This is a genomic window from Paenibacillus allorhizoplanae, assembly GCF_927798215.1.
GTDB lineage: Bacteria > Bacillota > Bacilli > Paenibacillales > NBRC-103111 > Paenibacillus_E > Paenibacillus_E allorhizoplanae.
The window spans coordinates 422,603-435,855 of the sequence record NZ_CAKMMW010000004.1; the positions used below are offsets into that span (position 1 = coordinate 422,603).

The following is a 13,253-nucleotide window of genomic DNA, read 5'->3' on the forward strand; positions in this document are numbered from 1 at the left end:
CTAGCCCACTACTGTGGCTGTGCATTAGCGACCAAGCGCTCGCAGTGCATGTCGCCACAATTCAACAGCATAATGACTAAAACCTTCGTCCGTTGGATGGACGCCATCTGAGAACAAATAAGACAAGCCAGGCACCAGTCCGATGCCATCTACAACTTGCACATGAGACATTCCTACCGCGGCGTCGGCGATTGCGTTCCTTACATCACTCAAAGTGCATGCAGCTATTTGCTCATACTCCTTATGATGCCAGATCGGTGTAATTAGAAGAATCGGTACGCCCTGGTAACGTGCACCGACGCGCTCCAATAATCTCCGAGCATTTTCCTTAATTTCACTCGCCGTTTTGTTTTTGGACCAATCATTAACACCGTAAGCAATTGTTATCAGCGTAGGTTCGAACGAAAGCTCAGGGTCAAAACTATCTGGGTCAAAATCATGCCCGCCTACACCTTGATTAAGCAATTCTGCATTTAATAGCCGGGCTAGACGTAGAGCAAATCCGCCAGCAGGATTATGGGAATCAATCCCTTGTGTAATCGAATCACCGATGCAGAGCAACTGCATGGAACGGCGATCTTCTGGGGGGCTTGCAAATGCGCCGGGGGAAAGCCTGACATCAGTAATGGTAAGATCTACACATTGCGACAAATAAATGTCAACGCTTCGAGGTTTGCCATCTTTCGCCATCGGATGCAAGTCAAAACGGAATGAGACAACTCTTGGCAATGGACCTAGCGGATCACAAGTAGCTAATTTTGACCAACGATCTTCTACCGTCGCCATAACAAGTAAGCGATCACGCATAGCGGCTTCGGCCTGTATATCTAGTTCGATCCATGTGGCATCAGTAAATAGGGAGATACTAACACCTGCTGGGCATTGCGAGCGCAGACGATACGACTCATCACGACTGAAATGCTCCAATTGACGTTTGGTGAAACGCACAGGCTTCACACCTCTATCTGTTTTCACTAATCGAATTAAATTCCTATAATAAGCTTGTTGTTTCCAAAACGGAACTTCTTCGTTCATATTGTTCTCCCTATCGCTCCAGTCGAGGCGCGTTTATATTTTATTGATGTACCTTTCGATAATCTCCGGGTGTTACTCCTACCGTCTTCTTGAACGTCCTAATAAACGATATCGGTTGCAGGTACCCAACCATAACGGAAATTTCATGAATAGGTAGATTTCCATCTCGAAGCAACTCCTTGGCATGTTCCATTCTCACTTGGCAGAGATAGACTACGAATTTTTCACCGAATTCTGACTTGAATAGCAAGCTTAAACTGGAAGCATTCATATTAAACTTTTCACTTAACATCGACAAAGATAGGTCCGGATTATCAAAATGCTCCTCAATATATTCCCTAACTCGACGAACAATAGCATGATTTCCTTTTTCTTCCCTCAAACTCTTCATTTTTCTATCGCAAGAAGTCAGCCGTTCTAAATAAAAGGATTCCACTTCGTCCAGCGTTTCGAGCGATTCCATTCTCTCTATCCACTGTATTCGGAATTCGTTGTTCCACAGAGTCTGATAAACAGGCGGCAGTTCTGTCATTTCTCGATGGAAGAAGAAATTCATATAAATTAATACGCTATCGATTTCCTCTTTGGGAAGCAACAGTGATCTCAATCCGTCAAACAGTAATTTCAGCTCTTCCTGCCATTTTTCACTTCCTACACGGAAGGCCTGGGCAATCGTACGAACATATTGTAAATATACGAACATATCATCATGAGACAGCACATCGATCTCCCAATGACCGATTACCCGATTACTGCCTAGAGCTGATTTATAACTAAGCACCTTGAGGGCGGTATCATAGGATACAGATACTGCGCTTGCCTCTGTTACCGCTTCACCGATGCCTAATGTTACCGTAAGTTTTAAATTATTCTGAAGCCACTCACGGATTTGCTCAGACTGCGTCAAAATACGGCTACCCAATTGGTGTTGTAGCTCTTCGTCATTTCCGAAATAGATCACGCACAATCGATGATTTGTAACCCATTCTTGCCAAATGCGAAGCGAATCTGCTTTTGCGGTTTCATCTACAACCTTCGTTAAAATATACTTAAACAACCCCTGGTCCGCGTGGGAATACTGACTAATAAATTCCGAATATTTATCTATCTCAATAATACTAACGGATGCGCAGGTGAATACATCGATCTCTAGTTCGCGAAGCGACACGTTCCATTCCTCTTGGTTAATTGATTCGACACCTTCAACTAGCTGTTGGAACAAGCGCAATCGTCGAAACCGATTGTTTTCCTGGTTACGATTCTCGTAATCTTCCGAAGCCTCGATCATATTACTCAGCGTATAATCTATATAGCTTAGGTCGTCCACTGACGCTTCTTGTATGAATGAATTTTTATGTTGTTGATTGTATTTTTGAATTCGGGACATCATAGTTTCAATTGGCTTATAATTTTTACGAGAAATATAGATGATCCACCAAATTCCGATAAGTAGCCCAAGAAAACCAAGCATGACCCAACCACTAGTGATGTAGCTGAATACATTCCCCATAATTTCTTCTTTTAAACCACTTTTATAGGTCCATCCCGTATAGTTAGAGGTTACAACGATGTCATCCTCATGCGACGACCGTCCCCCTTGCCTGAACATTTCAACTCCTGCACGGTCAGATACCGAAATATAGCTGACATCAGATTGCCCAAATTTATCTAAATATTGCTGAATGGAATCCACTTTTACATTAACAACTAGAAGTGCAGTACCTTTTCCGGTAAGTGGAATGCCCTTCGCTATGGAGATAACCGTTTTTTTTTCGTTCCCGATCTTGAAGGTACGAAAAGTGCGGGGATCGCTCCAACCTTTCGAAAGTGCTGACAAGTTTGCTTCAACAAAGGATCCGTCGGCGGATTGCTCGAGCGTCAGTTTCGTCTGATCAGTAACAATTGTCCCGTCTCCTGCTCGATATATGTAGATCGAGTCTATCAAGGAATTCGTGGAGACCATGCCTTGCAGAAGCTGAGACAAGTCAACAATGAATTCTGGCGAACTCTCCATACTAGCGAATGAGGTTGGCTTTGTATTTCTAGAAATCATCTCTATCATCATAATTTCAATTGAGCGCAATGACGTGTCGATGTTGTTCTGAAGATTTTGCGCGTAGATCTGGCTTGATTTCACCGCATTTCTCTGTGAAAGCTCGCTCAATTGGATAATACCGATAAACACAAAAAGGCAACCGATCAGGATAAGAACGGGCAAATATGAAATAAGCAAGCGATGAAACCAATTTCTGCTCATAGATGTTACACTCCTTTCGACAAATACCGTCTTCAGTTTAGCACACCTAAAGCCAGGAATTGTAATGGAAACGGAAGGCGAGCGTTGACACTCGCCTTCCGTTTATGGTTATTTCACATATTTATAATAATCCTTGGTGAAAATAACGCCTTTGTTTTTGTAATCTGTATAAGCTTTGCCGTAGAAGTCGTCGATTTTCTTGCCGCCGGCTTTTTCCCAAGCATCTTTCGCATCTTTCATCGCTTGCTCGTTTGTATAGGTTGCGCCGCTGACAACCGCTTTCGTAAAGATATTGATGAGCGTCGTTTTCACGGAATTATCGATGACGTTCAAATCATCTGGTAGTGCTAGCGGAAGCGTTATATCGTTGAAGAACGGATGTTCTGGCGTAGCGTAGAACTTCCTGCCTTGACTTATTAGCTCAGCATACTTCTTGTCTAACGGCTTGCTGACATCCAATATTGATTGGGTAAATGATTCACATTTGCTCAACTTATTCACTTGGTTAATGACTAAGAAATCCGCGTTCCAGTCTTTTTCCTTCTTGTTCTTATCTGTATCGATCGGTTTCGGACATCCTGCAGCATCCAGCTTGTAATTAACGCCTTCCATGCCGTATTTCAAAGTGGTATATGTCTCGTCTTTCAGCATCCACTCGACGTACTTCATCACCGCTTCCACATTTTTGGAAGTCGCATTGACTGCCAGCATTAACTGGAACGGTGTTGCGCCAGGAGGCGCGAATTGTCCGAATTCGGTTTTGGGAAACGGCAACAACGCGACGTCTGCATTCGGATTGTTTTTCGAAAACGTATCATAAGTGCTGAATCCTTTAACAGCTTCCAAATTGTCGCCGATATACATGCCAAGCTTACCGTTTACCCAATCCTGCTTCGCCATCTCGCCGTTCTTATCTGCGAAGAAATCTTTGTTAACAGCTCCTGCGTCATATAGGCGTTTCTTTAAGACCTGGGAAGCTTGGAGCCTATCCCATGAATGCACAAATTGATCGTTCTGCAGGTGAAACATATTAATAGAAGCAGCAGCACCAGAACCAGGGCTGGTGATATCGCCTACACCATAGAAGAAATCGACGTCGGTTAATGTCGATCCATACGTATCCTTCTTGCCGTTGCCATCTGGATCCTGCTCGGTAAACGCCTTGGCTACTTGATAGAATTCTTCCGCGGTATTAGGCATTGGAAGCTTAAGCTTATCGAGCCAATCTTTACGTACCATCAGATAATGGTTAGTAACCATCTCGGGGAACATGCGTCCAAAGAAATACGTCTTGTCATTAAATGTAGTCTTTGTTTTAAGAATCGGGTTATCCGCCAAAATTTTCTTGTAAGTCGGCGCATATTTCTCGATTGCATCATCAAGCGGCATTAATTGCCCTTTTCCCGCCAGTTCTTTCATATAAGCTTCGGAATACTCAAAAATCAAGTCCGGTGCTTCGCCTGAAGCGAACAATACGTTCCACTTCTCCGGAGAGTTATTTCGCTGTACAGGGACAAACTCGACTTCGACCGGCGCGTTTTCGTTGATCCACTTGGTCCAGCGGTTATCCGTAATTTTCCCTTCTCCCTCAGGTACATTGTTGCGATCGTAAACCGAAACTTTAATTTTCGGTTTTGGCCCTTTTGGTGTCGTTGTTGTGGTATTGTCCTTTGCTCCTGTTTTACCTGCATCCTCCGTCTTGCTAGCGTTGCTGCAAGCGGCAAGTAACATGCTGCTCGTCAACAATAATATTAATGATGTAGTAACCGATTTTTTCACTCTTCGATTGTTCATATCGCAGACACACCCCTTTAGTATTTTGTTTCAACTGACTATTGATGCTTCTCTTCACTGGCTGTTCGCTTTACGTTCCTAGCATCACCTCCCTTGCAGAGTCAAATACGAACGGAACTATCCTTTGACCGCTCCGATCAGCATGCCTTTGACGAAAAAACGCTGCATGAAAGGATAAATAATGAGCATTGGAAGCGTTATCGCTACAATCCCTGCAGATTTCAGCCCATCCGAAGCAAGCATAATTGCCAAATCGGGCCTCGTGTTCGTCACTTCAGAAAGCAAAGTCTCACTCTGGATAATTTGTTGTACGAGTACCGACATGTTATGTTTGTCCGAATTGCTAATGAAGATCAATACACTATTGAAAGCATTCCAATAGGACACTGCGTAAAATAAAGATATCGCTGCCAATACGGGAATCGATAGTGGCAGAACGATCTGCATTAGAAGTCTCCATTCCGAACATCCATCGATACGCGACGCCTCGTCCAGCTCCTCGGGCAGACCCTCGAAGAAGGTTCTTAAAACCAACATATTCCACACGCTAACAAGTCCCGTCAACCAAAGTGCCCAGTACGAATTGATTAGTCCCAAGGTCTTCAGTAGCAAATAGGTCGGGATGATGCCGCCGGCAAAAAGTATGGTAAATATAATGACAAAGGAGTAAAATTTACGACCGATAAAATATCGTTTGGATAACGGATAGGCGGCCAATACGGAAGTGAACAAACTGAGTACGGTACCTACAACAGTGATGATCACACTATTACGTAAAGCTTGAAACACCGGCGTTTCTTCGAATAATACTTTGTAATAATTGAGCTGGAAATGGACTGGCCATAACCCTACCGATCCGGAAGCAACCGCGTTTTTATCACTGAACGAAACCGCGGCGATATGGATCAGTGGTAACACACAGCTAAGTCCAATCAAAAACAGAATGATATAATTGATGCCAAAAAACAGTTTTTCTCCCTTTGTATGCTTCATGAACTTCCCCTCCTTACCATAAACCTTGTCCGAACCGTCTTGCGATCCAGTTAGCCGTAATAACAAGTACGAGCCCGACAAATGATTCAAATAACCCCATAGCTGAGGCAAGACTGAATTGTCCTTGCTGAATGCCGATCTTGTAAATATAGGTGCTCATAACCTCTGATATTTCGCCGACCGTACTATTTTGAAGTACATAGACTTGATCGAAGCCTAATTCCATTAATTTGCCGATTTGCAGGATGAGCAAAATGATAGCGGTAGGAACTATGCCTGGCAGCGTAATATGGATCATCTGCTTCCATTTGTTCGCTCCATCTATACTCGCAGCCTCGTATAAGCTATGATCGATCGACGCGAGAGCAGCTAAATAAATAATGCAACCCCAACCCGCTTCTTTCCATATCCCGGAAGACAGGAAAATGGTTAGCCAAGAAAATTCCTTGTATAAGAAGGGATAGGTGAATCCAAATATGCTCAACAGCCAATGATTAACAACACCAGTTTTCACCGAGAACAGCGAAAGTACAACGCCGCTGACGATAACCCAATTTAAAAAATGCGGTAAGTAGACGAAAGTTTGTATCATACGTTTGAACGGCAGCTTTCGCACTTCATTTAGAAGAAGAGCCAACAGGATCGGCGCTGGGAATCCGACAATAATACTGAGTCCGCTTAACAGCAATGTATTCCATATAATGTCCAGCATTTGATCCGTGCTGAAAATGAGCTTGAACATACTGAGTCCTGCCCATGGACTTCCCCAGATTCCCTTTATGAACGTATACTTCTTAAACGCGATGATAAGGCCAGCCATAGGAAAATACTTGAACACGATAAAATAAATCATAACTGGCAGAAACATTAGATATAAGGGGATATTCTGCTTCAATACCCGCTTTGTATACTTTCTTACCAACCAACTGCTTTTGGCGTCTAGTGGTTGTCTATTAACGTTGATTGATGAATTATTGAAACTGTCAACATTTTTCACGACTTTGTCACTTCCCCTCTTTCGAATTGAACCAAGCGTATAGGATAAAGCTTAACGGTTCAATAAACATGTTTTTACGAGGCTAACAATTTCTCTTTTAGCGGTCCCAAGGTCCCCAAAGTCCCTGTTTCCCTCTTAATTTGGCAAGCGCCTCCATATAATAGTAATCTCCGTAAATTAGAGGACGGTTAACATTTTGATTCATTGGAAGATTACCAGTGCCATAAAGCAAGATGGCCTCTTCAGATTCGTCTGCACGATAGAACTTGGTTAAAGACTCCAGGATGGCTAAAGCCTGCTCTCTGTAATAGCCACCTTTCCCTCCCCCTATTGCATCGGCCAAGTCCAAGAGTCCACTAGCTGCAATCGCGGCTGCGCTCGAATCTCTCGGAGCGTTCTCAACCGAAGGTAAATAAAAATCCCAATAAGGGACATGGTCATCTGGAAGATTCCCTAAGAAAAAATCAGCCGCCCGCTCAGCAATCCATAAAAATTCTCGGCGTTGAGTATGTTTGAATCCAAGTGTCCACCCATAGATGCCCCAAGACGCTCCCCGAGACCAGGCCGAATCTTCGGAGAAACCTTGCCCTCCCAGAGTGCCTGTAAAAACACCAGTCACTGGGTCAAAGCAGATTACATGCCGTATAGATCCATCTTTACGCATAAAATGTTTAGCGGCAGTCATCGTATGGGCTTCAGCGATAATTTTGAATCGTGGATCCCCTGTTTGTTCTGATGCCCAATATAATAAAGGCATATTCATCAGACAATCGATGATTGCCCAGCCTGTCCGCTCTGGCTGGTTCCATGCCCGGATAAAGCGTCCGTTAATATTGAATCTGCCTGCTAAATGGCTGGCTGCAACCATAGCCCTGCGTTTGGAAAACTCATTGTTCGTGGTCTGCCAATTAGCGATAGAGCTTAATGTCCACATAAACCCTAAATCGTGACTCAATGAGTCGTAGTCGTGAAGCAAATCATCCAACTGGGCTTCGCACTGATTTGCGATTTGTCGGAGTTCCTTGTCATCGTGTTCCCGATTGACGAGCCACAATAAACCAGTCCAAAAACCTGCAGTCCAATATACCGGCGGCATTAATTGATACTCTCCATCATGCGAGCCGTGCGGGAAGCGAGCTCCAATTCGTTGACTCGCGGTTCGAACTTTATCAACTCCTGCTGCCCAAGCTTCTTCAATCCATTCTCTAGTTTGCATTTCTTCTACTCTCCTTCTGATACTAGCATTCGTGAGTTCGTTACCTGCATCCCTGATGACGCCCCTTGAAGCAAACTTAGCTTATACTGCTTTCCATGGTTCGCTCAATGTACATGTTTTTATGTCATAAACAAAAAAATGAAAATGCTTAATCTACTCGGTTGTTTATACCTCGAAATATGTTTATGTATTTTAGAATCTGTAAAGAGTATGTAAAGCTTTTCATAAAAAAAAGAGGTTGCCTTTGTCGGACAACCTCTCATTGGATTCAATTCATTTTCCATGACCATATCTGCGTACAAACTCTACAATTGGCTCAGGCATAATCAAACTATGCGGATGATGACCAACACCTGCCTTAACGATTGTTTCAATAGTTCCACCGAGTTCTGTGTAACGACTCACTAATATCGCTCCATTCTCAGCGTAAGGTACGATAGCGTCGGCGTCACCTGCTATTAGAAGAATGGGGATTCCAGCGGATGCCACTGCCTTTACCCGATCGAGCGGAGAAATGCCTGCTGAAAGGCTTTCTTCTTCAGTAATACCATACGCGGTTAGACATTCTTGCCACTGTCTGTTTGCACCAATCCCTTTGCCCTTACCACCGGGCCAACTTCTAATATCGAGCACGGGAGCATCAAGGTACAGAAGTGATACCTGCTCGGGATATGTCGCTGCATAGTTAAATGCATACAGCCCACCGCGGCTAAATCCAAATATAATTGCTTTTTCCGCTAACCCAAATGTGCGGGTGACGAATGACTGGAATTTTAGCATCCCTTCTACCGCATCCGGGCAACCATACTGATCGTGCTGCTTATAATATGCACGACAGTAACCTTCTTTAAGTAGCGCCATGTCTGCATAGTCGAAGTAATCAAAAAACTCCGCTCGCCAAACCCACGGTTTACCCTCGGCAGGTAATTTGGGAAACACAACAAAGCCTTCCTTTCCGTCAAGTTCAAACTTGACTCGCTCATAGCCATTCCAATCCGTAATTCGCATAGTCCTTCTTCCCCAATCACTTTTTCAATCATCCATCTCTAAATTTACACGTCCTCTCCATAGTTCTTCTATAAACAATTTTCAGTGAATAAACACTTTTTTTCTAAACCGAACTAATTAATAACTAGATAAATTGACATTGTCGAAGCTCATAGAACTGTTTAAATTCCCGGAATTACCTACCAGCAATTTATCCAGCGTGCTAACCCCAGAATAACGGTAGTTCCATTGTGACGCCCTTAGCTGACCATCTACGTACACGTCGAATTTTTTTGTTGAAGGATTAATGATAACCTTCAGTCTGTAAGATACGCCAGGCGTAATGGACGTCAAAATATCTGTCTTTGTTCCTGCATTGTAGCCCCACATCTTCCCGTTTTCCATGACGATGTGTGAGGCAATGTTACTTGATGTCAGGCTGCTGTCGGACATGATGAGTGCATTTTTCCAGTAGTTATCATCTGAAGTAACGGTAACTTCAGCAATTAAATTGCTGCCTTGTGGGGTGTTGAATAATCTATAGGCGTCTGCTCTACCGCCAGTTGCGTTAGTAGCCAATTTTACAGCTTTTTCGGCACTTGAGCCATTAACACTTTGTACTGCTATCGTATTGAGCGATATTCCACCGTTATCGCCGACCCACCCATTTTGTCCGTTAAGATTGCCCGCCGTCATATTATTAAAGTTCTCATTGATCAAATAACTTAATGTTAAAGGCAGATAAGACACCTTCGCATCGTCAAAACTCATTGAGCTGTTTAGATTCCCCGAGTTGGCAACCAGAAACTTATCAAGTTTGGTTATTCCGGAATAACGGTAGCTCCATTGGGATACTCGAATCACATCATTCACATAGATATCGAATTTTTTGGTAAAAGTATTAATAACAGCTTTCAGACGGTAAGGAACGCCAGGGGTGATGGAAGTCAAAATATCCGTCTTCGTACCACCGTTGTAACCCCACATCTTGCCGTTTTCCATGACGATATGCGCGGCAATGTTGTTGGAGGTGAGACTGCTGTCTGCTACAATCATCGCATTTTTCCAATAATTATCGTCTGCAGTAACAGTGACTTCTGCAGTCAGGAATCCGCCTTGTGGGGCGTTGAATAATCTATAAGCGTCTGCTCTACCACCCGTTGCCTTGGTTGCCAATTTAACCGATTTATCAGTTGCAGATCCGTTAAGAGCTTGCACCCCAATAATATTGGCCGACACACCTCCGTTATCTCCGACCCAACCGCCTTGACTGTTCAGATCAGCCGCCATCATGTCATTAAAGTTCTCGTTGAACGCATAGCCTGTGACTGGGCCTGCCGGATTGTTAAAGTAAACCTTGAAACTTTTTCCGAGAGATCCGCTTACATTGACCGTTATTGTAGTCACGCCGCCGCTTGTGCTTACGGTAACTCCTGGATCAAGATAGGCGATCGGGCCCAAATTCTTCGCAAGATTTATTACGATCGTGCCTGTATTTGCCTTCGTAGGATCGGATACGGAGACCTCTGTCCCATTCTCGCTGCCCCGAACCATGACCGATGCTTTTTTGTTGCTTGTTACTTCACCCACCGTTTTGACAGCGTCCTGCCAGAAATTGATGCCGGTCACATTCAGATTGTTCTCCGTTACTGCTTGAGCTTGCGTGCTGTTTTCCAAAATCGTGATATCCGGATTGGCGGCATATTTTGCCACTTGCGCAGACGATTTGTTCGGCAACTGTACATAGGAATAGCTACCATTGGTAGGGGTTGTACCATGATCCATCCATAAGGTTAAATAATTGCGTGTATAGTCTACAGAGTAATCAGGGTACAAGTTGCTGTCGTTATAGTGATTATTTATGCTTTTCCAGTTAGCTGTCCGCGACTCTCTTAAGCCTTTAACAGTGGAGGATTGTGGAAAATAATAACCCAAGTCGGATCCAGCGGTATTGCCTGCGAGATACGCCCAACTTACTCCAGACATCGTTTCTGACCACCCCAATGCAGAGGACTTCTGTACGCCGCCCACAATAAACGTGTTATTTCCGTTTCCGTTCCCGTTCAGCTTTCGGTTTTCGACAATCGTCTCCACGGGGCTGGTGGTGTTCGTCGATTGAATGCCTGCACCCAGATTGACGATTTCATCGTCAAACATAAACCAGGACTTGTTGGCTGACAGAGAGTAAACAGCGTCTTGGACCTGCATGCCTGTTACGCCATATAAACCGCTTACATCAGTGCCTCCGACCCAGCTGGATCCGTTCTTCTTCGCAGGTCCTGGCTCGCTGTTCTGAATGACCGTCGTGCCTGCCAAACGGTGGCTGTCTACGGTCGGCCAGAAGGCATCCATATACTGAGCGAGGTCTGAATTGTACAGATACGTCATGCCGTCTCCAGTATGCCAGCCCTTGACGTTCTCATCGTTAATCAATTCATAATTGGCCACTTTATCGGAAGTCATGCTGACACCGAATGTAAAGTCCGGTCTTCTGTGCACTGCTCTGGCCATATTCGGATATTGCTTATTTAATATCAGATCGCCTCTAGGTGTAATGCTGGAATCGTTCACAATTGCTTTAGTCTGTGCAATGATCTGAATCGAGCTTAATGTAGCGTAAGGCGTCGGGGATGCTGCTTCGCTCATCCATTGCTTGATCATGGACTTGTAACGCAAAACATCCGCAGAATTAGGTGCTGAATATGCCAATCTAACCACACTGGAACCTAGTCTGCCCATAGAGCTACCCGTTGAGTAAACTCCCAAATCATCAGAACCTATTCTGGCAATGTTCCGACCATTGACCATAGCCATCATGCTGTCGTTGTAAAACAACGGCTCGTAAGCTTTGTAGATCCATTGATACACATTGCTCAGGTTCGGGTCGGTAATGTCCCATGTAGAGCCCGCAACAATATACATCACCTGGGTCAGATTATCGAGCATCGAAAGTCCGTAACCACCATTGTAAGAAATAAGTGCCGTATGCTGCAGGAACGAGCCATCACTGTAAAATCCTTCGCCTGAAGCAACGTAAGCAAGCACAGGACTAAGACCGTTCACACCCGTAGTGATTTTAGCACTGTTCTTGGTAATGATACCGCTTGTAATGATAATATTGCAGGTCCAAACCCTGTTAGCACCCGTGTTACCACTATTAAGAGCAAGCGTTTGCCGGCTTACTTCTGCCTCCCAATTACTGATTTGCAGGGAGGAAAGTGACGAATATAGCTGAACGATAATACTGTTGATCGAAAGCGGAGAAGCAATCTGCCAATCGTACCAGTTGTTGGTGGTATTTTGATAGCCTCTGACTGGAACACTCGAATTGTACTGGTTGGCATACATCCAATCCATGCCGCTTATAATATCCGCCAGCAAACTCTGATTTTGGTACAAGCTTGTGCCTCGAGTACTGTAGGCAAGTGCCATTCCCTGCAGTTGGCTAAAATCACCGGAAACTTTGGAGGAGGACATAGTTGGACCGAGTGGATTGCTTGCACCCCACAGATAGTTTCGGTTAGGAGCTTTGTTCATGGTGCTCCAACTCGTCTGGGCATTGGTATCGATAGTTGTGATTGTAGGAGCAATATCCGGATCGGTCGCAACGTAGTCGTTTCCTCCCGAAATGACATCATATATCTTTAAGCGTAATACATCATATTCGTCCCCGCTTGCAACAACTTTAGCATTTGGCAGCAGAAATAAATTAATAAGCATGGCACCCAGCACAATAATCGCAGCTATTTTGGTCGTTTTCCAATTAAACATAAACATTCTCCTCTCATTTCGATATACTTAGAATTTTTACAGTCATCTAAATCTCGATATTGACGATTCAGACATTTTGAAAGCGCTTGCCGAATTATCTTCAGTCACCTCCTAAATTTTTAAAATAACCTACCCAGCTCATTTATCTGTGAACGAATCAATCGTTCCTTGTTTACAGTACTATCCTTATTTCAAATTGGGCA

At 44.0% G+C, this 13,253-nt stretch carries 8 protein-coding genes; all 8 read right to left on the reverse strand.

What is annotated here, in order from left to right; all coding sequences use genetic code 11:
• Positions 1–24: 24 nt before the first annotated feature.
• The gene (locus tag L6I86_RS10465) at positions 25–1,035 is read right to left on the reverse strand and encodes an SGNH/GDSL hydrolase family protein (RefSeq protein WP_236286847.1); all 1,011 of its coding nucleotides are present in this window, start codon (positions 1,033–1,035) and stop codon (positions 25–27) included.
• Between the two features lie 40 nt (positions 1,036–1,075).
• A complete protein-coding gene (locus L6I86_RS10470; protein ID WP_236286849.1) occupies positions 1,076–3,292 on the reverse strand; it encodes a helix-turn-helix transcriptional regulator in 2,217 nt (738 codons plus the stop codon).
• 108 nt (positions 3,293–3,400) lie between these two features.
• Positions 3,401–5,086 (reverse strand): extracellular solute-binding protein, encoded by a 1,686-nt coding sequence (locus tag L6I86_RS10475; protein WP_236286851.1) that lies wholly within the window; start codon positions 5,084–5,086, stop codon positions 3,401–3,403.
• A 117-nt stretch (positions 5,087–5,203) separates the two neighbouring features.
• Positions 5,204–6,079: a carbohydrate ABC transporter permease gene (locus tag L6I86_RS10480; protein WP_236286853.1), complete on the reverse strand. Its 876-nt coding sequence runs from the start codon at positions 6,077–6,079 to the stop codon at positions 5,204–5,206.
• A 13-nt stretch (positions 6,080–6,092) separates the two neighbouring features.
• Positions 6,093–7,076, reverse strand: a complete 984-nt coding sequence (locus tag L6I86_RS10485; protein WP_420851866.1) for an ABC transporter permease — start codon at positions 7,074–7,076, stop codon at positions 6,093–6,095.
• Positions 7,077–7,173: 97 nt separating this feature from the next.
• Positions 7,174–8,292: a glycoside hydrolase family 88 protein gene (locus L6I86_RS10490; RefSeq protein WP_236286855.1), complete on the reverse strand. Its 1,119-nt coding sequence runs from the start codon at positions 8,290–8,292 to the stop codon at positions 7,174–7,176.
• Between the two features lie 273 nt (positions 8,293–8,565).
• Positions 8,566–9,300, reverse strand: coding sequence for an alpha/beta hydrolase family protein (locus tag L6I86_RS10495; protein ID WP_236286857.1), 735 nt, complete (start codon positions 9,298–9,300; stop codon positions 8,566–8,568).
• Positions 9,301–9,417: 117 nt separating this feature from the next.
• Positions 9,418–13,050 carry a polysaccharide lyase 8 family protein gene (locus L6I86_RS10500; protein ID WP_236286859.1) on the reverse strand — a complete coding sequence of 1,211 codons (3,633 nt, stop codon included), beginning with the start codon at positions 13,048–13,050 and terminating at the stop codon, positions 9,418–9,420.
• Between the last annotated feature and the right edge of the window lie 203 nt (positions 13,051–13,253).

Bases quoted from the DNA above. Each gene is read 5' to 3' on its own strand.
- L6I86_RS10495 (WP_236286857.1), bottom strand. From the start codon at position 9,300: ATGCGAATTACGGATTGGAATGGCTATGAGCGAGTCAAGTTTGAACTT.
- L6I86_RS10480 (WP_236286853.1), bottom strand. From the start codon at position 6,079: ATGAAGCATACAAAGGGAGAAAAACTGTTTTTTGGCATCAATTATATC.
- L6I86_RS10475 (WP_236286851.1), bottom strand. From the start codon at position 5,086: ATGAACAATCGAAGAGTGAAAAAATCGGTTACTACATCATTAATATTA.
- L6I86_RS10490 (WP_236286855.1), bottom strand. From the start codon at position 8,292: ATGCAAACTAGAGAATGGATTGAAGAAGCTTGGGCAGCAGGAGTTGAT.
- L6I86_RS10470 (WP_236286849.1), bottom strand. From the start codon at position 3,292: ATGAGCAGAAATTGGTTTCATCGCTTGCTTATTTCATATTTGCCCGTT.
- L6I86_RS10465 (WP_236286847.1), bottom strand. From the start codon at position 1,035: ATGAACGAAGAAGTTCCGTTTTGGAAACAACAAGCTTATTATAGGAAT.
- L6I86_RS10500 (WP_236286859.1), bottom strand. From the start codon at position 13,050: ATGTTTAATTGGAAAACGACCAAAATAGCTGCGATTATTGTGCTGGGT.